Source organism: Candidatus Proelusimicrobium volucris, assembly GCF_959605025.1.
GTDB lineage: Bacteria > Elusimicrobiota > Elusimicrobia > Elusimicrobiales > Elusimicrobiaceae > Proelusimicrobium > Proelusimicrobium volucris.
Genome location: NZ_CAUHCY010000001.1, coordinates 309,263 through 330,968, shown reverse-complemented (window position 1 = coordinate 330,968; position 21,706 = coordinate 309,263). Strand labels below are relative to the sequence as shown.

At 44.0% G+C, this 21,706-nt stretch carries 21 protein-coding genes and 2 tRNA genes; 15 read left to right on the top strand and 8 right to left on the bottom strand.

Going from position 1 to position 21,706, the window contains the following annotated elements:
- From kdpB to ACQY3M_RS01610, 6 genes are all read right to left on the bottom strand, one after another.
- Window positions 1-2,085 (bottom strand): potassium-transporting ATPase subunit KdpB, encoded by a 2,085-nt coding sequence (gene kdpB, locus ACQY3M_RS01635; RefSeq protein WP_428065611.1) that lies wholly within the window; start codon window positions 2,083-2,085, stop codon window positions 1-3.
- 5 nt (window positions 2,086-2,090) lie between these two features.
- Complete coding sequence (gene kdpA / locus ACQY3M_RS01630; RefSeq protein ID WP_428065609.1) at window positions 2,091-3,767, bottom strand: potassium-transporting ATPase subunit KdpA; 1,677 nt, start codon at window positions 3,765-3,767, stop codon at window positions 2,091-2,093.
- An 11-nt stretch (window positions 3,768-3,778) separates the two neighbouring features.
- The gene (locus tag ACQY3M_RS01625; protein ID WP_428065760.1) at window positions 3,779-3,862 is read right to left on the bottom strand and encodes a potassium-transporting ATPase subunit F; all 84 of its coding nucleotides are present in this window, start codon (window positions 3,860-3,862) and stop codon (window positions 3,779-3,781) included.
- A gap of 513 nt (window positions 3,863-4,375) precedes the next feature.
- Window positions 4,376-4,447, bottom strand: a tRNA-Arg gene (locus ACQY3M_RS01620).
- Window positions 4,448-4,618: 171 nt separating this feature from the next.
- Entirely contained in the window at window positions 4,619-5,137 is a 519-nt protein-coding gene (locus tag ACQY3M_RS01615; protein WP_428065607.1) for a hypothetical protein, read from the bottom strand.
- 12 nt (window positions 5,138-5,149) lie between these two features.
- Window positions 5,150-5,917 carry an exodeoxyribonuclease III gene (locus ACQY3M_RS01610; RefSeq protein ID WP_428065606.1) on the bottom strand — a complete coding sequence of 256 codons (768 nt, stop codon included), beginning with the start codon at window positions 5,915-5,917 and terminating at the stop codon, window positions 5,150-5,152.
- 33 nt (window positions 5,918-5,950) lie between these two features.
- On the opposite strand from ACQY3M_RS01610, the gene metK reads away from it, so the two are divergent.
- Together metK and ACQY3M_RS01600 are read left to right on the top strand one after the other, a co-directional pair.
- Window positions 5,951-7,111 carry a methionine adenosyltransferase gene (gene metK / locus ACQY3M_RS01605; protein WP_428065604.1) on the top strand — a complete coding sequence of 387 codons (1,161 nt, stop codon included), beginning with the start codon at window positions 5,951-5,953 and terminating at the stop codon, window positions 7,109-7,111.
- A gap of 59 nt (window positions 7,112-7,170) precedes the next feature.
- Entirely contained in the window at window positions 7,171-9,420 is a 2,250-nt protein-coding gene (locus ACQY3M_RS01600) for an AsmA family protein (protein ID WP_428065602.1), read from the top strand.
- Between the two features lie 53 nt (window positions 9,421-9,473).
- Here the strand turns inward: ACQY3M_RS01600 and ACQY3M_RS01595 are convergent, their stop codons facing one another.
- Window positions 9,474-10,712: an MDR family MFS transporter gene (locus ACQY3M_RS01595; RefSeq protein ID WP_428065600.1), complete on the bottom strand. Its 1,239-nt coding sequence runs from the start codon at window positions 10,710-10,712 to the stop codon at window positions 9,474-9,476.
- 90 nt (window positions 10,713-10,802) lie between these two features.
- On the opposite strand from ACQY3M_RS01595, the gene ACQY3M_RS01590 reads away from it, so the two are divergent.
- The 3 genes from ACQY3M_RS01590 (at window position 10,803) to ACQY3M_RS01580 (ending at window position 13,022) form a co-directional block, all read left to right on the top strand.
- On the top strand, window positions 10,803-11,489 hold the full coding sequence (locus tag ACQY3M_RS01590; protein ID WP_428065598.1) for a YggS family pyridoxal phosphate-dependent enzyme: 687 nt from the start codon (window positions 10,803-10,805) through the stop codon (window positions 11,487-11,489).
- A gap of 20 nt (window positions 11,490-11,509) precedes the next feature.
- A complete protein-coding gene (locus ACQY3M_RS01585) occupies window positions 11,510-11,773 on the top strand; it encodes a DUF167 domain-containing protein (protein ID WP_428065596.1) in 264 nt (87 codons plus the stop codon).
- A gap of 388 nt (window positions 11,774-12,161) precedes the next feature.
- Window positions 12,162-13,022 carry a hypothetical protein gene (locus tag ACQY3M_RS01580; protein ID WP_428065594.1) on the top strand — a complete coding sequence of 287 codons (861 nt, stop codon included), beginning with the start codon at window positions 12,162-12,164 and terminating at the stop codon, window positions 13,020-13,022.
- Between the two features lie 116 nt (window positions 13,023-13,138).
- Here ACQY3M_RS01580 and smpB read toward each other — a convergent pair whose 3' ends face one another.
- A complete protein-coding gene (gene smpB, locus ACQY3M_RS01575; protein ID WP_428065592.1) occupies window positions 13,139-13,609 on the bottom strand; it encodes an SsrA-binding protein SmpB in 471 nt (156 codons plus the stop codon).
- Window positions 13,610-13,705: 96 nt separating this feature from the next.
- Here smpB and ACQY3M_RS01570 point away from each other — a divergent pair.
- The 10 genes from ACQY3M_RS01570 to ACQY3M_RS01525 all read left to right on the top strand — a co-directional run bounded on the left by ACQY3M_RS01570 (window position 13,706) and on the right by ACQY3M_RS01525 (window position 21,529).
- A tRNA-Leu gene (locus ACQY3M_RS01570) sits at window positions 13,706-13,789 on the top strand.
- Window positions 13,790-13,891: 102 nt separating this feature from the next.
- Window positions 13,892-14,128 (top strand): hypothetical protein, encoded by a 237-nt coding sequence (locus ACQY3M_RS01565; protein WP_428065590.1) that lies wholly within the window; start codon window positions 13,892-13,894, stop codon window positions 14,126-14,128.
- A 21-nt stretch (window positions 14,129-14,149) separates the two neighbouring features.
- Window positions 14,150-14,482: a hypothetical protein gene (locus tag ACQY3M_RS01560; RefSeq protein ID WP_428065588.1), complete on the top strand. Its 333-nt coding sequence runs from the start codon at window positions 14,150-14,152 to the stop codon at window positions 14,480-14,482.
- Window positions 14,483-14,590: 108 nt separating this feature from the next.
- Window positions 14,591-15,457, top strand: a complete 867-nt coding sequence (locus tag ACQY3M_RS01555; protein WP_428065586.1) for a cell division protein FtsQ/DivIB — start codon at window positions 14,591-14,593, stop codon at window positions 15,455-15,457.
- Window positions 15,458-15,472: 15 nt separating this feature from the next.
- Window positions 15,473-16,726, top strand: coding sequence for a cell division protein FtsA (gene ftsA / locus ACQY3M_RS01550; protein ID WP_428065584.1), 1,254 nt, complete (start codon window positions 15,473-15,475; stop codon window positions 16,724-16,726).
- 3 nt (window positions 16,727-16,729) lie between these two features.
- Window positions 16,730-17,929: a cell division protein FtsZ gene (ftsZ, locus tag ACQY3M_RS01545; RefSeq protein ID WP_428065582.1), complete on the top strand. Its 1,200-nt coding sequence runs from the start codon at window positions 16,730-16,732 to the stop codon at window positions 17,927-17,929.
- Between the two features lies 1 nt (window position 17,930).
- A complete protein-coding gene (locus tag ACQY3M_RS01540) occupies window positions 17,931-19,004 on the top strand; it encodes a type IV pilus twitching motility protein PilT (protein ID WP_428065580.1) in 1,074 nt (357 codons plus the stop codon).
- Entirely contained in the window at window positions 19,001-19,687 is a 687-nt protein-coding gene (cmk, locus tag ACQY3M_RS01535; protein WP_428065578.1) for a (d)CMP kinase, read from the top strand. The genes ACQY3M_RS01540 and cmk overlap by 4 nt, the downstream gene beginning before the upstream one ends.
- Entirely contained in the window at window positions 19,681-20,286 is a 606-nt protein-coding gene (locus tag ACQY3M_RS01530) for a lysophospholipid acyltransferase family protein (protein WP_428065576.1), read from the top strand. Before cmk ends, ACQY3M_RS01530 begins: the two co-directional genes overlap by 7 nt.
- A gap of 49 nt (window positions 20,287-20,335) precedes the next feature.
- On the top strand, window positions 20,336-21,529 hold the full coding sequence (locus tag ACQY3M_RS01525; RefSeq protein WP_428065574.1) for a S1 RNA-binding domain-containing protein: 1,194 nt from the start codon (window positions 20,336-20,338) through the stop codon (window positions 21,527-21,529).
- The last annotated feature ends 177 nt before the right edge of the window (window positions 21,530-21,706 follow it).

The window sequence follows — 21,706 nt, the reverse complement described above, 5'->3', positions numbered from 1 at the left end:
TTATTTACCTCCAACACCCAATAATACCAACAGCATATCAATCAGTTTAATGCCGATAAAAGGTGCAATTAATCCTCCAACTCCATAAATAAGCACATTTCTTAATAATAACTGTTTAGCAGTTTGCGCCCGGGTTTTGATACCCCGCAGAGCCAATGGAATCAGTGCCACAATGATTAAGGCGTTGAAAATAACGGCACTTAATATGGCGTTTTGCGGCGTGGATAAATGCATAATATTTAACGCCTCCAGCGGGCCTCTTGCGCCATTGGCGGCAAAAATGCTTCCAAATAAGGCTGGGATAATAGCAAAGTATTTGGCTACATCGTTTGCAATGCTAAATGTGGTTAAAGCCCCGCGGGTAATAAGCATTTGCTTGCCTGTTTCCACAATTTCGATAATTTTGGTAGGGTTACTTTCCAGATCTACCATATTGCCGGCTTCACGGGCGGCTTGCGTTCCGGTGTTCATACTAACCCCAACATCGGCTTGGGCTAATGCGGGTGCATCGTTAGTTCCGTCTCCGGTCATTGCTACTAAATGTCCTTGTGCCTGTTCTTGGCGGATGCGTTTTAACTTGTCTTCTGGAGTGGCCGAAGCCATAAAATCGTCCACCCCAGCTTCTGCCGCAATAGCAGCGGCGGTTAAAGGGTTGTCCCCGGTAATCATTACGGTTCTAATGCCACGCATACGTAGCTCGGCAAAACGTTCTTTAATGCCGCCTTTTACCACATCTTTGAGATGTACAACCCCCTTCACAATGCCATCGTCTACTACCACAAGAGGAGTACCTCCTTTTCTAGAGATAGCATCTGCATTTTTTTGTACATCTTCGGGAACTTGATGATTGTACTTTTCCTTTACAAACCGTCCAATAGCTGTTACAGATCCTTTACGTATAACACGAATTCCTTGGGGTTGCTTAATATCCAAGCCACTCATTTGAGTTTGTGCCGTAAAAGGAAAAAGATGGATTTTTTCCATATCCAGGTCTTCTGCGCGTAGACCAAAACGATTTTTAGCTAACACCACAATGGATCTCCCTTCCGGGGTTTCATCGGCTAAAGAGCTTAATTGCGCAGCTTGGGCCAAATCTTCTTCTTTTATATTACCAGCAGGAATAAATTCAGAAGCCATCCGGTTGCCTAATGTAATAGTACCGGTTTTATCTAATAACAAAACATCAATGTCTCCAGCTGCTTCAACTGCTCTTCCACTGGTAGCGACTACATTTAATTTGAACAGTCTATTGATTCCGGCAATCCCTATGGCACTTAATAAACCGCCGATTGTGGTGGGAATCAAACAAACCAATAATCCGGTTAATACGGTTATATTCATAAGATTGGAAGCGGCAGGATCTTGCAGGGCAATATAACCGGAAAAGAATTTTAACGAAATAACAGCGGCTAAAAAGACCAATGTTAACCCGCTGAGTAACAAAGACAAAGCAATTTCGTTTGGGGTTTTTTGTCTGGAAGAAGATTCAATGAGTGAAATCATTCTATCCATAAAACCTTCGCCAGGGGCGCTGGTGATACGTATGGTAATGCAGTCGCTGATGACCCGGGTTCCGCCTGTAACGGCACTGCGGTCTCCGCCGGATTCACGAATGACGGGGGCGGATTCACCGGTAATGGCGGATTCGTCCACACTGGCCACCCCTTTTATTACTTCACCGTCCGCCGGGATAATGTCTCCAGCCTGGCAAACCACAAGGTCTCCTTTTTTCAATTTGTCAGCTAATGTGCGTATGGTTTCATTGCCAGAAAGGACATTGCCGTAGATTTCTTTTCTCCCGGCTTTTAAGCTTTCGGCTTGGGCTTTTCCTTTTCCCTCAGCCAGCGCTTCGGCAAAGTTGGCAAACAGCACCGTAAACCACAACCAAAGGGATACTTGGCTTTCAAACCACATGGATTGGCCTTTAAGCATGCCGCTTACGCACACTAAAGTAGTAATAATTGCCCCTAAAAATGTAACAAACATCACGGGATTTTTTATTTCTTCTTTAGGATTTAACTTTAAAAAAGCGTGTAAAACCGCCCATTTTAATAAATCTTTTTGTACAATTTTATTTTTTTTCATATGTTTTATCCTAACATCAACATTTCAAGCACGGGGCCCAAAGCCAAAGCCGGGAAATAGGTTAATACGCCCACCACTAATATAACCCCTAACAGCAAACCTCCAAATAAGAGACCATCAGTAGGAAAAGTACCTTGGCTTGTGGCCATTGTTTTTTTACTCGCCAAAGAACCAGCCATTACTAAGCACGGCACGATGATGGCAAAACGACCGATTAACATACTAATGCCAATACCTAGGTTATAAAACACGGTATTTACATTTAATCCCGCAAAAGCGCTCCCGTTATTACCTGCTCCAGAGGTAAAAGCATACAATACTTCCGTTAAACCGTGCGGGCCCGGGTTTAAAATAGAATTTCTAGCACTTTCTAAGAAAACACCTAAGGCCGAGCCAAACAAAATACAAAATGCAGGAGCCAAAATAGCAATCACACACATTTTTACTTCTTTTTGCTCGATTTTTTTACCTAAATATTCGGGCGTTCTGCCCACCATTAAACCAGATAAGAATACAGTCAGCAGTATAAATACCAGCATTCCATACATCCCAGCACCAACCCCGCCGAACACGATTTCTCCTAGCATCATATTAAATAGAGCAATACCACCTGCCATCGGAGATAAACTGGAATGCATACTGTTTACAGCTCCGTTGGAAGCCGATGTCGTAGCGGTAGACCATAGCACGCTGTTAATCATTCCAAAGCGGGTTTCTTTTCCTTCCATAACACTTTCTACTCCTAATTGAGTGGCATTATAATTTTCACTCCATATACTAATGGCTAATCCGCCCACCCAAATAAGTAACATAATTGTAAAAAGTAATACTGCGTGTTTCTTTTCTCCGGTCATAAAACCAAACAAAAATACGCAACCTGCCGGCAGCATTAATAAAGCAAACATTTCTAAGAAGTTAGAAGTAGGGGTGGGATTTTCCAACGGGTGGCTACTGTTAGTTCCATAAAAACCGCCTCCGTTGCTGCCTAGCTGTTTAATGGCGATTTGAGAAGCAGCCGGCCCCAGAGGAATGGTCTGTTCCTGCCCTTCCAGCGTTTGTACAACGATATTTTTCTTAAATGTCTGGGGTACCCCTTCAGTAGTAAGCCAAAATGCTAATACCATACTAAGGGGTAATAATATATATAGAGTGCTTTTCACCAAATCACTCCAAAAATTACCTAGCATATTGGTCTTTTTACGTATCAAGCCGCGGATGAATGCCACAAGGACGGTCAACCCAGTGGCCGCGCTTAGAAAGTTTTGTACACCCAATCCTAGCATTTGGCTAAAATAACTTAGGGTACTCTCTCCGCTATAAGCTTGCCAGTTGGTATTGGTGACAAAACTTACTGCTGTGTTAAAGGCTAAATCCCACTTTAAACCGGGCAAATGGTTCGGGTTTAAAGGTAAAAATCCTTGGCATATTAACATTAAAAATAGGACCAATAATCCTAATCCATTGAACGCAAGCAGACAGAGTGTGTATTCTTTCCAGCCCATTTCTTTTTGGGGAGCTATGCCAGCTATGCGATAGATTAACCTTTCCAAAGGACCTAAAATAGGGGAAAGGAGTGTTTCCTCTCCACGGAAAACACGAGCCATATATTTCCCTATAAAAGGGGATAGCGCTATTAATAGAAGAGTGTAAAATAATACTTGAACCCACTGATTTGTATCCATAAATATTCCTCTTAGAATTTTTCAGGGTTAAAAACGGTAAATATTAAATAGCCAAATACCCCGATAACAACTACAAACAACAAGGTTTCTGCCATATAGTCTCCTTTTAGTTACCTCAATATCATAAAATTTTTAATTGTTTAGAAAAGAAAATAAATCTGTTAAGTGTGTAAAAAAACCGTAAAAATTTCTTTATTCCACTTTGATATAAGCAGAAATCTTTAATTTTTAGTAGTAAAGGTTAGGACTGAAAAAGTATACCCAGTTGACCTTGGAGTTTGTCTTTCGACACTAAAGGGCTGTTCTTTACAGTAACACGCTTAAGTGTCGCATTCTTAACATAGAAGTATAAAATACATATAGATTAAGAGAGATAGATGAGTGATTCAAATATATATAAATGGATTCAACTGTCCAAAATTTGGCATGTTATAGAGGGACAAGAGGTGTCCAAAAAGTGTCCATTTTTGGTCAAAATGCGTTAAAATCCGTTAAACTACATTAAAAAAAGACCTCCTAGTTTTAGGAGGTCTTTTTATATCTTTTTGGCTCTTTTATCGTCGGAGAATTAAACTTTGTTAAACTCCGTTTAGAACCATTTTAAAAAGTGCGCCCAACAGGAATCGAACTTGTATCCCCAGCTCCGCAGGCTGGTGCTCTATCCATTGAGCTATGGGCGCTTCCAAATCTCTATATATTCTACTATATTACTCGTAATTTTAGCTACTCTTTTTTAAAGTTATAAATATAATATCGTATTTCCATATACTTTTTGAGCAATAAAAAACAGCTAATCATTTGAAGTAAATGAAGTAGACAACTCCAAACGATTAGCTGCTGTCTTAAATTTATTACTCTTGGTATTCGGGCGTGTTAAATATGCTTTGCAAGCATCTTCCGCTTACGCAGGCCGCTTTCGCTCCGCCGAAGTAGCTTCTGGGGCATTTTGAAAGTTCCGGGCATTGTTCCGGTTCGCCGGATACTCTCTTATATTCTTTTATCAATTCCTGCTCGTACTGTTTGTTTACGAAGTAGGGGGCATAGGCCTCTTTGCAGCAGCTGGGATATACCGCTACGCAGTCATCGTCCGTTTCGCAGCCGGAGAATAAATCTTGAATATCGCTCATGCTGTTGCTTTTTGCCGCGTCTTCTTCCGTGGCTTCATAAGAGGTGATTTCCTTTTCCGGCTGAGCTGTTTGCTGATCTTGGGGAAGTACGGTTTCTTCAACTATAACTTCTTCTGTCAGGACTTCTTGCGCAGCGTTTTCGCCCGCAGGCGCGGCGGTTTGCTGTTTGCTCATGGTTTTCCAGGCTACCACTATTACGGCTAAAGCCGCCAAAATTATTACTATTGATTTTATGTTTTTCATTTATAGCTCCTTTTATATTTCTATATCAATGCCTACGGGCGCATGGTCCGAGCCGGGCACGTCACTTAGTATATAAGCATTTTTTATAAGTTTTGAGGCCTTCTCGTCAACCATAAAATAATCCAGCCGCCAGCCCACGTTTCTGCTTCTGGCGGAAGTTTTATAGTCCCACCAGGTGTACTGCTTGCCTTGAGTGTTGAACATTCTGAAGGTATCCACCAAGCCCTCGCTGAAGAACTTATCAAGCCAAGCGCGTTCCTGCGGAAGGAAGCCCGTAGTCTTTTGGTTTTCTTTTGGGTGTTCCAAATCTATTTCTTTATGCGCGGTATTGACGTCCCCGCAAGTTATGACGTATTTCTTTTTTGAAAGTTCTTTGCACATTTCTAAAAATGCCGCATAGAAGCGCAGTTTGTACTCGACTCTGTGTTCGCCTTGCCCCCCGTTGGGAAAGTAGACTGTTAGGAAGTAGAAATTTTCGTATTCCAAACACAGCATCCTGCCTTCCGCGTCGAACTCCTCACTGCCCAGGGAAGTCGATACCGACAGCGGTTTTTCTTTGGTGTAAACGCCAACGCCGCTGTATCCTTTGCGCTGAGGTACGGAAAAGTAGGAGTGATATCCCGGAATATTTTTTAATTCCTCGGATAATTGTTCCGGCCAGGCTTTTGTTTCCTGCAGGCCGATTATATCGGGGTTGGCTTTTAACAGCCAATCCTTAAAACCCTTCTTTTCCACGGCTCTCAGGCCGTTTACGTTCCATGAAAGGAAAATTCTCTTCATAATTGATATAATATCATTTTAAGGACAATAATTATGAGAAAAGGCAGATATTTTTTAACTTCCGAATCCGTTTCGGAAGGGCATCCCGATAAGGTGTGCGATCAGATTTCCGACGGAGTTCTTGACGCCATATTGGCTAAAGATAAGACGGCTCGCGTCGCTTGCGAAACTTATATAACAAGAGGATTGGTTGTTGTCGGAGGAGAGATTACCACCTCCACCTGGGTCGACGTAGACAAAATAGCGCGCGACACCATAAAGAATATCGGATACACCGATGCAAAATATGGTTTTAACTATGAGACTTGTTCCGTAGTAAACGTTATAGGCAAGCAATCGCCCGATATCAGCCAGGGCGTAAACGTTGGCGGTGCCGGCGACCAGGGGTTTATGGTCGGATATGCTTGCAGGGAAACAAAGGAATATATGCCGCTTCCGCTCCAGCTGGCGCACGAGATTTTGATTAAACTTGCCGATATGAGGAAGAGCGGCGAGCTCTCTTACGTTGGGCCCGATTCCAAATCGCAGGTGACGGTGGAGTATAAAGACGGCGTCGCGCAGAGAATAGATACCGTCGTTCTTTCCACCCAGCATACGGAAGATATTTTGGATAAAACCGGCAAGAAAATTACCGAAGAGTCCAAAAAAGAATTGATAGAAAAAGTGATAAAACCCGTAATAGGCAAATGGGCCGACGACAAAACCAAATATCTTATCAATCCTACCGGCAAATTTGTAATAGGCGGACCGCAGAGCGATACAGGTATGACGGGCCGCAAGATTATAGTTGATACTTATGGCGGTCGTACTGCCCACGGCGGCGGCGCGTTCAGCGGTAAGGATCCCACAAAAGTGGATAGATCGGCGGCATACTTGGCCAGATATATAGCCAAGAATGTCGTAGCTTCTGGCCTGGCGGAGGAGTGCGAAGTCCAAATAGCTTACGCGATAGGCAAGGCCGAACCGGTGGGTTTTTATTTGGATACTTTAGGTACAGGCAAAGTGTCGGACGATAAGCTTACGGCAATATGCAAAAAGGTGTTTAAGATGACGCCGCGCGCGATAATAGAGCAGTTTAAACTGCAGAGGCCTATATATCAAAAGACGGCTTCATACGGGCATTTTGGGAGGAGTATCTTCCCTTGGGAGAAAACCGACAAAGCAAAAGAAATAGCCGCACTGGCCAATAAGTAAAATTTAATTTCCCCGATACAGTGAGTATCGGGGAAATTTTTAGGATTACGGGGGTTGTAATGAAATTTATTCGCATATCGTTAAGAACGCTGCTGTATGCGGTCGGGGCCGTCGCCTTGTTGCTTTTGACGGGGGATTTGGCACTGCGGTATTTGCTGCCTACGGAGGGCGTTCAAAAGAAGATAGTTTCTTTCCTGGCGCAGAAAACCAAAGGCGAAGTAAGCATAAAAAATATAGCCGCGGGCCTTACCGGGATACACTTAGATAATATATCGATAAAAGCGCCGGACGGGGCGGAAATACTGCAGGCAAAAAGCGTGCTCGTAAAAATATTGCCGTTTCAACTGTTAAAGGGCGATATAGATTTTAACGATATATCGATAGAGGGGCTTAAGCTGAATGTAATAAGGGACAAAAACGGCGATTTTAATTTCGAGCCGTTTTTTCCCGCAGGTGGAGAAAAGGAAAACTCCAATGATGGTAATGAGGCTAAGGGAGATTCCTTTCTTAAAGATTTAAAGATAAAACATATTCAGCTTCGCGAGTCGGAAATTTCTTACTGCGATTTGGCCAAGAATATAAAGATATCTTTAAAGGAATTGTTTTTGGATATTGATAATTTCAGTTTTTACTCCCCGTTTAAATTGAGCGTAAATACTTTACTAGATTATCAGCAAAAATCATTCAAACTGGATAATTTGCCCTTGGGATTTACCGTTACATCCGCTTTAGCGGGGATGAATTGGGATAACGCTTTTGCGCAAATTGATCAGCTTGTTTTGGAGCGGGGCGACAGCCTGTTGAAGATAAGCGGCTCCGTAACTGATTTTTTAAACCCCGATATACAGCTAAATACGCAAGCGAATAATTTTTCAAGTGAAGCGTTAAACGGTTTGTTTAACACTCCGGCCTTCTATTTGGGCAAAGCCGAAGTGGACATCAACGGCTCTTACAATTCAGATCTGAATAAAATACTTATAAACAGCTTTAACATAAGCGCTTTAAATTCCGCAATTAACGGCAAGGGCGGTATAATTTTGGGCGATAATCCCTCTTACAGCTTAGATTTAAAGATAGCCTTGGCATTGGGGGGATTTTCTAAAGCGATAAGCCTGCTGGGCGAGTACTTGCTGGACGGTTTTCTAAGCGCGTCTTTAAAGCTGGGGCAGGGAGAGGTCCGCGGACGGGTATCGGCAAAGAACGTCGGGTTTTTCTATGACGGGGCGGGAACGTTTAGCGAGGTTAACGCGGTAGCGGAAATAAAAACCTTAAAGAATATAACCCTCAATAATCTGAACGGCCGTCTAAACGGCAATGCATTCAAAACTGCTCTTACATATTTGGACAACGGTCAAAACGCGGATGTTAATTTTAATTTGCAGGCGGATAAAATTTTGTTAAAACAGGGGAGCTCTTCAATGCTGGATTCAGCCTCGGAGTATGACCCCGATACCGAACCTGTTTTGGCGGAAGATTCTACCCCCGCATCAGATAAGGATAAAGGCTGGTTCTTGCCGCCTTTAAATATAAAAGGCACGGCGAAAGTCGCGGCGTTGGAGGCCCCATATTTTAACGCATATGACGTGAACTTTAAAGCCGATGTTATAAATTTCAAGCCTTCTTTGGCCGGGATAAGCGGACATTTCTCATTGAATACCGGTACAGGGGTGATAAAGGATTTGTACCGCCTTACCAATGCAAACGCTTTGACGAAGGTTCTGTTCGTTTCCCTGGGGGTGGTGAGCAAGCTGATAAACAGTTTGGACGTGCTGTCGCTTCTCAACACTTTGGCGGCCGCGATTTTACCGGTTGACAAACAGGCCCAGGCTTTGGAGACGTTGCCCGACAAGATATCCGGTTCTCTTAATTACGACAGCTTTGATATGGATTTGAATTTTAAAGACGGGGTTAGCAATATTAAAAAAGGTTCTTTTATATCATCGCTCATATCTTTTAATTTGGAAGGGAATATAAATTTCAACAGCAGGGCGATAGATATGGCACTCAACGCGGCGCCCGGCAGAATAAGCGAAAACGGGATAATGCCGCTTAAAATAAAGGTCGGCGGAACAATTGAGAATCCTGACGGAAAGATGAGTATGCTTTCCAGTGCGACTAGTTTGATTAGCCAGACGATATTTAAAAATCCCGGCAGCAGGTTGGTAAAGAAAAGCCTTAACGGCGTGTTGGGTATATTCGGTTTGAAATCGGAAGATAAGAGGAATAAAGGCACAAGTTCGGCAAGCGGAGGGGAGGATTTTATTCCTATTGAAATTCCTTCTTCTGACGAAGAATCCGCCGCCAAATAAGACATAAATTTTGCTTGCATAAAAAGCCCCGCCGAGAAAGCGGGGCTTTAAATTTATCTGGCCATGGGCTTTGTTATCGGCATTGGCCTTCTTGGCTTTAAACCGTCTTGTTCGTAGGTAACCCATTTTTTGAGGTTTAAAAACGCGGCGCCCGCCACGCAGGCAATCGCGGCTATAACTAGCCAAGGCAAAGGCGGGTAAGCGGGGCTTAGGTTCTGCATCATTATCCCGGCAAGAAGTATACCCGAGGAAACCCCCGCTTGATTGGAGAGAACATATAATCCTAGGAAGCGGCCCCTTTTATTATCCGGCGCAATATTGGAAGCCAAAGAATGGCCCGCAGGCAATACCAGCATTTCGCCCAAAGCCGCGAATACCATCCCTATAATAAGCGTATAAAATCCCAATGCGAAACCTACCGAACCATATCCTATGGCGTAAAGGAAACAGCCCAAAGCCAAAGCTGCGCTCAGGCGCATCTTTGCTATAAATTTTGACGCTTGGTATTGCAGCAGAACAACCGACATCCCTTGAATTGAAAACAATAACCCCACGGCGTTTTCCGTCAAGTTAAGGCATTTGACGGCATGAAGGGAAAGACCGACTACCAATTGGGCCGAAACTATCGAAATCAGGAAATTATAGAAACATAGTCTGGAAAGGTTTGCATTTTTAAGTTCCGCAAACATTTTGATGAAATGACTTTTGCGGCGCAAGACTTTTTTGAGAGCGTCCTGAATATAAAGCTGAAGGTAAATCATTGCGGTAAAAAAGGTTATAGATGTTAGAAAGAATCCTAAAGAATAAGATATATTCGCCAGGAAGCCGCCCATGGCCGGGCCCAATGTCCAGCCCAAGTTAATACCTATTCTTATGTATCCGAAGGCTTTTACCCGTTCAGCGCTATTGGTGTTATCGGCTATCCAAGCGTTGGAGGCGGGGCGGAAGAATGCTCCCAAAAAGCTGCCCGCGAAGTGGAATGCTATGGTTATGAGATAATGCGCGTCGAAGAAAATTGACGCGGCGATAGCCAGCATAGACAGTGACCTGAGAAATAGGGAAACGACCATAACTCTTTTTCTTCCGAAGTTATCGGAAACTTCCCCGCTGATCGCGCTTGCCGCCGCGGTGGTAAACATTGCCGCCGCGAGCATAATGCCGATAATGCCCGGCGCTACGTGTTTTTGGGTGGTCAGATATATGGTAAGAAAGGGGATGCTCAAAGCATAGCCGAAGGCGATAAGGCCGTTGGCTACGGCGATAATTATCAAACTTTTGGTCTTTTCTGTCATATTGATATTGTACAACTTTAGGAGCGGTAAAAATTAAAACTTTGCGTATTTCACAAAATTTTGATAAAATAGTCAAGAGGGCGGTTCTATATGTGCCATAAATCCAGCTATTTTGACAATTATTGCCGTATTCTGGCGGATGCGCGCGCCATTGCGGGGAAGAGCGGTTTCGACGCCGATAAGGTTAATGTGCTTGTGGTAACGAAATACGCTCGCGCCGAGCAAATAGCGCAGCTGCTAAGCTGCGGCGGTATATCGATGATAGGGGAATCTCGTCTACAAGACAGCTTGGAAAAGTGGAACTCGCCTTTGCTTAGCGGATATAAAGTACAAAAATTTTTTATAGGGCACTTACAAACCAATAAGGCTGCAAAAGTAGTAGACAATTTCGATTTTATTTGTTCTTTAGACTCTTTGCGTTTGGCGCGTTGTATAGACAAGGAAGGCGAGAAACTGGGGCGCAGTGTTAGTTGCTTGGTCCAGATTAAGCTGACGGATCGGGAAACCCAGGGCGGTTTGCCATTGAAAGAGGCCGGCGATTTTATAGAGCAGGTTCGCAAGGGGTTTAAACACATAACGCTTAGGGGTATAATGGCGATAGCGCCCGACACCGAAGATAAAGCCCTGCTAAAAGAATGTTTTAAGAAAGCGGCTGAGATTTTTAAAGTCTATTTTACTAAAGAGGATTATCTTTCTTTGGGAATGAGCGGGGATTATGAAACGGCGGTAGCAGAAGGCAGCAATCTGCCGAGAATAGGCAGCGCCGTATTTAAGTAGATTTGGGAAGGAGGAAGGGCATGATAATAAAAGTGCGGGTAATTTCCACTACCGGAGACAATGAAGTAGTAAGCAGGATAGGCAGCGTGCTTCGCGTAAAAGTTAAGACGAAGAAGTTAGACAGCGAAGCCAATGATATTCTTAAATATTTTATGGCGGACTTTTTCTCCGTCAATGAAGAAGACATAAACATAATCAAAGGCAACAAAGGCAAGGAAAAGACGGTGGAGGTTCGCGGTAAAAGCGAGGAAGCCTTAAAAAAGGTAATGGACGCCATACCGTAATTAGATCCGTTTTAAGATAACCAATTACACGCAAAGGATTTAAAAAGTTATTGTAATACAAGTTGTCATGGTGCCGCGTTAGTAAAGCTAACGCGGCTTTTTTGTTTTAATCTATTTTAAAAAATCGATAATTTTAAAAATGTTCACTATTTTTTAAGAGTTAAAATTTTCAATATTGACCTTTGAAATAGAGCTAAAGGCAGTGATAAATATTATTAGAAGGTTAATCCAATGTTTCAAGATAAATACTTGAAAAATGGGATAAAAGTCTTTATAAATAAGAAAATTATAGGGTTGTCTGGGAAAGTTGTAAATGTTAAGATATTATAAAGGGAGCTTTGTGTTTTGACATCAAGAAATTAAAACAGGTTTAGGAAAGGAGAAAGATATGTTTATGTTTCACATAAAAAGGAAATTGCCGATTATTATTATAACGGTTATGCTTTGTGTGTTTATCGGCTCTACAAATGTGAAGGCGTATGAAACGCTTTTAACTCCTGGCAGCGGGGGGACGATAGTCGATGGCGGGACATTGGTGGATGGCGCTACCGTATCGACGGTAAATTGTAGCTCCGTCGGTGCGATTCAATATCGCGCAAACAGTGATTGCGGGACTTCGCAGAGGACGTGCTGCGCAAATAAACTGTGGTCTGGTTGGGATAAGGAGTGTACTTGCCAAAAAAACGGTGCCGATTGCGATTTGTGGCAAATATATGCCAGTTTTGATGCCATAAACTGTAAATGTGTATGCCCCGAGGGCGCCATAGAGGTTAACGGCGTTTGCGAGTGTGACGAAGCAAACGGTTATGAACTTGATAATCATAAATGCGTTAAGAGAGCGGGATATCAAATCAAGAGCGGCGTATTTTTAATACCGGCGTATGGCAGCAATTATTTGTGTGCAGATGGCGGCTCCAGCTCTTTCCCGGCAGGATATAACCCCAAAAGTTGTAGGGAAAGATCGGGATCGAGTGAGTGTTATGATGACTATATTATGAACACTTCTGCCCAAGAGTTTAGATGCACAGAAGATACTGACGAGAGATGTTCTTCCTCAGACTATGAGAGTATTTGTAGGAGTAAAGGTTCCGGCTATAAGTGTATAATCAGCAGCAGCGGAAAGCCGGGATCGGCTACGGCGTGTATGTGCGAGTGGTACGGCAACTATTGTGGGGAAGCTTCGGGCTTATCCTGTACAAACATAAAGTTAAATGCAAAGGGTAGCGGACAGTATTTGGAGTGCGAATAAGGGTTTATAATTTCGCTTAGCTAAGAACCGCTTCGGTTTACGTCGAAGCGGTTCTTTAATTTAGCAACTTTTTAATAGTGGGAAATATTTATCTCGTTATCCGATAAAACTGCTAATCACAATTTGAATTTATTTTTAAAGCCGCGTTCCATCTCTCTGGAGAGGTCTTTCTTTTTTAGGGTTTCGCGTTTATCGTATATTTTTTTACCTTTGGCCAATGCTATTTTGGCTTTTGCCCAACCGTTTTTAAGATATATTTCCAACGGTACTATGGTTTGGCCTTTTATTTCATTGGCGGCGGTAAGTTTGTTGATTTCTTTTCTGTGCAGGAGCAGTTTTCTTGTTCTTGTCGGGTCCAAAGATGTATGAGTGTTGAAAGCATAGGGCTTGATGTGCATATTAAACAGATACGCTTCGCCTTTATCCATTCTGACGAAGGAGGAATCCAAACTGCAGTCTTTAAGACGCAGCGATTTTATTTCCGAGCCGAAAAGCGCCATACCCGCTTCGAATGTTTCCAGAATGAAATATTCGTGCAGTGCTTTTCTGTTTGTCGAAACAACTTCTATTCCTTTCTTCCTTGCCATAGAAGTAATTTTAGCAAATTTACCGAAGGAAAGATAAAAGGTATATTTTATTCTTGATTGTAAAAAAAGTCTGAATTTAATAAAATAATCAAAGATGGGCGGGTGGCGGAATTGGCAGACGCGTACGGCTCAGGACCGTATGTCCGAAAGGACTTAAGGGTTCAAATCCCTTTCCGCCCATTGTTTTCTGATTAACTTCTTTGATCTCCCTACACAATTCTATAACAAACAGAGTAAATGATTATGAAAAAGATATGACTAAGTGTCTTTTTGACGCTATTTTTGTCTTTTCCGTTAGCGGCGTATGATTATCCTTCCGATTTGGAGGGATCAAATGCCCTTTTGGAAAGCAGGTATGACAGCGTTCGTCCTTACGTCAGGGCAGATGCGGGGCTTACTTATTCCTCTTTTGAGCTTGGCTCGGGAGAGGATTTGACAGACTTCCAATTTATAGGCAATTTGGCTTTGGGCGCGGAGTATAAGCGTTCCAGAGTGGAATTGGCTTATCAGCCCAGGTAAGCCGTTTCCGATGTGATATATATGCTTGCGGATACTTTCGCCAGCGTCAGCGGCGACGTATTTATGGTCAACTACTTTTACGATTTCTTCTATGCTAAGTATTTCGACCTTTATATAGGAGCCGGGGTCGGTGTCGATAAGTGGGAAAGTGTTTCCCGCGCTACGATATCTGGTTCTAAAGATGTAAAAGATGACGGCACATCTTTTATAGGCGGGCTGTATTTGGGAATGAGTTTTAATATCCCTATGAAGTATATCGTGACCAGTTTGGATATGGGCGTAGATTATTACTATGAAAGGCATTTTAAAACTAACAATTTTGTTCCCAAAGTGGGATTAAGGTTTGGTTTTTAGCCAAAAGCCCCGCCTTCAGGCGGGGTTTTTTATTTCGGCGTTTTGATAGGAATTTATTGCTCTGTATGAGGGTGTTAAAATATAGTAAAATTGATAAAGCCTAGAGCTATGGACATAAGGCATAAACCTTGCCTTTTAGGCTCAAGAAAAGCGGGTATTTTGATGTTGTCAAGAAAGAAAAAGGCCACCAGGCGTTTTGCGCCGATACGCGGCAAGCGGGAAAAGGCCCTCAGAATAAAGAGAATAATTTTGGTTTTATCGGCTTTTGCGGTTATATTTGCGGTATTTTTCGTTTTAAATAAGGCCGCGGATATGATTTTTGACGCGAAAAGCCGTCCTCAATGGCTGCAATGGCACGTTAAAAAGATAAATGTAGGCGGAGAAGACGGGGCGATAGCCGAAGAAGTAAAAAAATATATAACATTTAAAGAAGGCGACGCCATATCCTATTCGGATTGTTCTGCGTTGGAAGGCTTATTGGAAGACAATTTGAAGGAGTTGAAGAAAGTTTCGGTTTGGCGCAATTATTTTACCGGGGACTTAAACGTGAAGATAAAGAAGCACGAGCCCTTTGGCAGAATAGAAACCGAAAACAAGAACTATCTTTTTGCGGAGAACGGCCTTATTTTTAACGACGATAAATCTCCCCGATATGAGGCCCTTTTGAAGATAAAAACGGAAGGGGAAATAAAAGGTGAATTTTTGTCTAAAGAATTTGTAGAATTAGTAAAAGCGGTAAAGGGCGAAACCGATTTGTCGGTGGAGGAATTTACCGTGAATATGGATAAACAATCTTTCGGTTTAACGCTGAAAGGTGCATATGCAGATATGGGCGGGTTGAAAGACGGCGCCGGAAAGATAAAAGTTTTGGAAAGGGTTATGGCGGAATCTGCCCGCCGCGGTTTTAAAGAACCCTTTAAGATTGATTTTAATTATTTTAACGACGGCAAAATATATTTAAAGCCGTCGGCATAAAGGTGTTTTTATAATATGGCTAAGACGAATTTAATAGCAGCATTGGATATAGGCAGCGGCAAAGTAACGGCCGTGGCCGCCGCATATGACGCGGAAACTAATTCTTTAAGGGTAGTAGCGGGTAAAAGCGTTCCTTGCCGCGGCCTTAAGAGAGGAATGGTCAGCGATATAAGGGAAGCCTCCTCCTCAATAACCGAGGCTATAAACTATATGGAGGAAAAAGCCGAGCAAGACATAAACGCTTTATATGTAGCTTTGCGCGGGGATCATTTGGAATCCTTTACCAATCACGGGACGTACAATATATCCCGTGCCAATAAAGAAATTACGGCCGAAGATATAGAGCAGGCGATAGCGAATGCGCGTTCGATCCCGATAAAGATAGATAACGAGATTATAAGCGTAGTTCCGCAAGGTTTTTCCATAGACCGCAAAGGGGGGATAACCAATCCCGAGGGCATGGACGGTTCTCTTTTGGAGGTTGACGTCCATATAACTACCGGTTTAAGCTCTTGCGTGAATAATTTAATGAAAGCTATCACCCGCCCGGGCTTTAGGGTCGACGGAAAATTTTATGGTTTGGTGTGCCTGGCCGAGAGCGTACTTTCTCCCGAGGAAAAAGAGAGCTACTGCCTGATAATAGATTTGGGCGGGGAAACAATATCCGTAGGCATATGGGCGGAAGGCGCTTTGATATACGCCAAAGATTTTCCGTTCGGGTGCGATATTTTTACCAGGGATATAATAAACGCTTTGCATACGCCCAAAGCCAGCGCGGCGGAAATAAAAGAGCGCTACGGCGTGGCTTATCCGGCGTATTTGGAGGAGGAAACTACGATAGAAGTTCCCTCCATGGACGGCAAAAGCTCCTCCGAGATAAAAAAGAGTTACCTTTTGGATATAATCCAGCCGCGGGCGGAAGAGCTTTTTGAAACTATCCGCGAGAGCATAGAAAAAGCCGGTTTTGGCGATTTCTTAAAGGAAGGTTATGCCGTACTTACGGGCGGCGGTTCTTTAATGCCTGGCATAGAGGCACAGTGTTGCCAGAGCTTAGGGCTTAAGGAGGCACACAAAGCTACCGTCCAGCGCGACATAATAGACGCGGAAGAAAAATATTTTGATCCGATGTACACGACGGCATTGTCTTTGGCGGCCTATGCCGCGCGCAGGGAAATGATAGCTGAGGAGCACGGCAGCGACATGGTAAACAGGTCGCCTATACTAAAATTCTTCAATATGCTGAAGAATTCCAACATTTTTGGCGGTTAATTTATGAGCGATAATTCATTGGATTCATTGTTTTCGTCGGCCGAACAGTTTGAAGGAAAGTTGGCCAAGATAAAATGCGTCGGAGTAGGCGGCGGAGGCGGCAACGCTATAAACCACATGATGGAAGCGGGGATAGACAATGTCGATTTCGTGGCTATAAACACGGACGCGCAGGATTTAAGGCGCAACAAGGCGCCGTATTTGGTGCAAGTCGGCGAGAAAATAACAAAAGGTTTGGGCGTCGGCGGCGATCCTAAGCGCGGCAAGCAGGCGGCGGAAGAATCGATAGAGCAGCTTCGCAATGTGGTTACCGACACCGATTTGCTTTTTATAACAGCGGGAATGGGCGGCGGAACAGGTACGGGCGTAGCGCCGGCTTTGGCCAAGGTCGCAAAAGAAATATATGGCGACAATATTTTGGTGGTCGGAGTAGTTACCAGGCCGTTTAATTTTGAAGGATATGTGCGTGCGGATCAGGCCGATAAAGGCATAAAGGAAATGCAAGAATATGTGGACTCGATGATAATCGTCCCGAATGAAAGGCTGTTCGAAAATATAGACTCCAAAACTACTACGGAAGAAGCCTTCAAAATGGTCGACGAGGTGCTTTTGCAGGCCGTAAAAGGGATTTCGGAAGTGATATTGCGCCCCGGCAATATGAACATAGATTATAATGACCTTAAAACTGTAATGTTAAAGTCCGGGTGTTCTTTGATAGGCATAGGGCAGGCTAAAGGGCCTAAGCGCCATTTGGACGCGGCGCGCCAGGCATTGAGTTCTCCTCTGCTTGAAAACGCCGATATATCCGGCGCTAAAGGATTTATAGTATATTTTACCGCGCCCGATGATATTACCATGACGGAGCAAGGCGATGTGATGAATATAATCAAGCAATATGCCAGCAATGAATCTAAGGTAATGTTTGGGCATATGTACGATAAGAGTTTGCCGCCGGGCACATTCAGCGTGACGATAATAGCCACTGGCTTTGGAAGAGAGGGTGCGCCCCGTTTAAATACGGTAAGGCATTCTTTGGGGGTGGGTTCTCCCGAGAAGACGCGCGAACCCATAAGGAATATTCTGCCGCATACGGCTTCGCCGCGGGCGGTGAACCGCACGCCAAGAAGCGCGGACGCTTTTGATTCAAGATCTGATTTTATGCTTATCCCTGCGTTTATAAGACGCAGGAAGGAGGAAAAGTAATATGGCCATCGGACTTACCACTTTGCTTAAAACGGTAGTAGACAATAAAGCCAGCGGTTTGCATATAAGGGGAAACTCCAACGCTTATGTTCGCATAAACACGAAGATAAGGGAGATAGAGGACTGTTTCTTGACCAATGACGACGTTAAGAAAATCGCCGCTGCGATAATGGGCGAACGCGAAAAAAAGATGTTCGACCAGAACTTGAGCGTAGACTTCGCGCTCGACGCTAAAGAATACGGCCGTTTTAGGTTTAACGTATTTAGGCAATCGGGCAAGATATGTATGGCCATAAGGCATATACCGTTAAGGATACCCTCGTTTGAACAGCTTAATCTCCCCGGCGAAACGCTTAAGAAAATAGCCGATAACCACCGCGGCATAGTGTTGGTAACGGGTATGACGGGTTCGGGCAAATCTTCTACTTTGGCCGCGATGATAGACCATATAAATAAGACTCGTTCCTGCCATATCCTTACGGTGGAAGACCCTATCGAATTTGTGCATACCGATCAGCGCAGCATAGTCAGCCAGCTTTCTTTGGGTACGGATACGCTTTCTTATTCATCCGCACTCAGATACGCCATGAGGCAAGATCCTAACGTAATCATGTTGGGCGAAATGCGCGACGCGGAAGTTATCCGCTCGGCCATAGCGGCGGCGGAAATGGGGCAGTTGGTGCTTTCCACTCTGCACACGATTAACGCGGTGCAGACGATATCCAGGGTAATAGAATCCTTCCCGCCCGAGCATCAGGGGCAGGTGCGCTTTCAGCTGGCGGACCTTTTAAGGGGCGTAATATCGCAAAGGCTTCTGCCAAGGGTAGGCGGCGGATTGGTACCCGCAATAGAGATAATGTTGCCTACGGCTCAGATAAAAAAGTGTATACTGGAAAATAAAATCTCCGATATATACAAGGCTATATCTTCCGGCGAATATTACGGCATGCAGACATTTGACGATTCTTTGGTAAGGCTTCACAGGGAAGGCAAGTGTAAACTTGAAGACGTTTTGGACTTCTCTACGAATCCGGACGGTATTATGCTCGCGCTTAGAGGCTTGGACAATAGATGACAAAGCTACGCCCTTCCAAAATAACCATAGCCATAGATGGTACCGCCGGTGTGGGTAAATCATCGGTAGTCAAGGCTGTCGCCTTTAAGTACGGCATCAGTTTTTTAAGTACGGGGCAAATGTACAGGTGCCTTGGCTGGAAAGTGCTTAAAAGCGGTATCAATATGGACGACGAGTCTGCGGTAATCAAAGCGGCCAAAGATATTGTTTGGGGTTTTGAGCGCCAAAGCGACAGCAGCTTAAAAGTGCTGGTAGACGGCCAATATTTGGGCGATAAACTCCAGCTTGAGGAAGTAGGGCGGGCGGCCAGCAAAGTGTCTGCGATAGGCCCAGCCCGCGCGGTAATAATGCAAAAGCAGATTGATTTGGGCCGCGAAGGCAATATAGTTATGGAGGGGCGCGACATAGGCACCGCGATATGCCCCGATGCCCCCGTCAAGATTTACCTTATAGCCAATGCCGAAGCCCGCGCGCAAAGGCGTGTAAAACAGCTTCAGGAACAGGGCGAAAAGGCCGATTACGACGAAATATTGGCCTCCATCATATCGCGCGACGAGCGCGATTCCAATCGTTCTTGTTCGCCGTTAAAACCGGCCCCGGACGCCGTGATTATAGATACTTCGGCCTTAAGTCTTGATGAGGTTATAGAGAAGGTTATGGAGGAAGTTGGCAAGGTATGGTAAGACAAGCTCTTCTTAATTTGATAAAATTTATGTTTAGAAGTTACTTTTTGCTCTTTTACAAAGTGAAAGTGAGCGGATTGGATAATATTCCGCAGGAAGGCGGTTTGATAATGGCGTGCAATCACATGTCCAATTTCGACCCGCCGTTTGCGGGAGGATTTGCCGGTAAGAGGAGAGATTCAATCTATTTCATAAAGAAGGAGCTTATGTCGGTTCCGTTGTGCGGGCGGCTTTTTAAGTATTTTGGATATATTCCGGTAGACAGGCGCAAACCCGGCGGCGATATGGGGGCGATAAAAGCGGCTTTGAAGGTAGTGAAGAAAGGCGAGAGCCTGTTTATCTTTCCGGAGGGCACTCGCTCCAAGACAGGGAAACCCGGCAGAGGAAAGCCCGGCATAGGCTTTATGGTATATCACAGCGGCGTGCCGGTTTTGCCGATAAAGATAACCAATACAAACAAATTGCCTTTTACCAGAGAGGAATTAAAAGTAACGTTTGGCAAACCGTTTAAGGTGGTGCCGGACGAAACGAGGGAAATAAAAGAGCAGTTTCAGGAATTTGCAGATAAAGTAATGGACGAAATAAATAAACTTGATTAAAACGGAGGTAACACATTTTACGTCTGGAACGTAAAGTGTCAAGAGCTATATGACTAACCCAGAAGAAATAAAAAACACACAGGCGGCCGAAAGCGGCGAAGATATGACGATGGACCAGTTGTTCGCCGAACAGGACGCGATGCAGGAGAAATTAAACAAAAGGGAAATCGTCAACGTAAATGTAGTTCAAATATCACAGGATAACGTGCTGGTGGATACGGGCGACAAGAAAGAGGGGTTGATCCCGTTGTCCGATTTTGAGGGCAGAGCGATACCGACGGTAGGCAGCGAAATAAGCGCGGTGCTCGTACGCAAAGGCACGGACGAGAGACATTCTATTTTATCCCATAAGAAGGCTTTGGAGGCTTTGGGTTGGGACATTTGCAAGAAGGCTTTTGACAATAAGGAAAGAGTGAAAGGCATAATAACCGAATGCGTAAAAGGCGGGTACAAAGTGGACGTAAACGGCGTGCAGGGTTTTATGCCGTTGTCGCTTTCGGAAATACATCCGGCTTATAAACATTATTTGCCCAAGGGCGCGAAGATAAAGGCTGTTATAGCGGAGTTCTCGAAGGAAAAGCAGAAACTGATAGTTTCCAGAAAACAGGTTCTGCAGGAAGACGAGGCTGAGCGCAGAACGCAGGTTTTGAGCGAGATTAAAGCCGGCGACGTTTTGAGAGTAGTCGTATCCAAAGTGGGCAAGGACTGCCTGTTCTTACGCTTCCACGGAATTGAGGGGATAGTAACCTTGGATAATGTCGCCTGGAAAGATCCTCAGACGATACTTGCCAATTACAGGAGAGGACAGAGAATTAAAGCCAAATTGCTCTCGATAGACGAAGAAAAGGGCGTAATGAATTTCGGCGTGAAGCAGTTGTTCCTAAATCCGGCCGATCTTCTTAAGAAACGCTACGGGTATATGACGACGGTAAAAGGCGTTATTACAAAAGTGTCCGATGAAGGCGTGGAAGTGGAATTGGGCAAAAATAAGACGAAGGGCTTTATCGCGGAAAACGAGCTTGGCTTGGATTTTACCGGTAAAGAAGGTGATACCGTTCAAGCTGTTGTAATAGGCGTGGACGCAGCCAATTTTACGGTAAATCTTTCCGTAAGACGTTTTGACCAGGTCCAGAATAGAAAGGTAGTGGCGCAGTATTTGAAGCAGGCGCCGCGCCCGACCTTGGGCCAGCTTTTGCAGGATTCTATGGAAGTATCCGAGGAAGAATCCGAAAGCGGCAAATAATAAAACTTGGCAATTTAAAGGGATACTCGATATGGGTATCCCTTTTTTGTTTTTAGCGGTTGTGGCAGATTAAGAAAACGGGGGCGATAATTTATTGTGTTCGTTAAATCTCTTATAACATTAAAACCTTTAAGTAAAAATGTTTTTGTTGTATAATTTTAGAGTTAAAATCTTCAT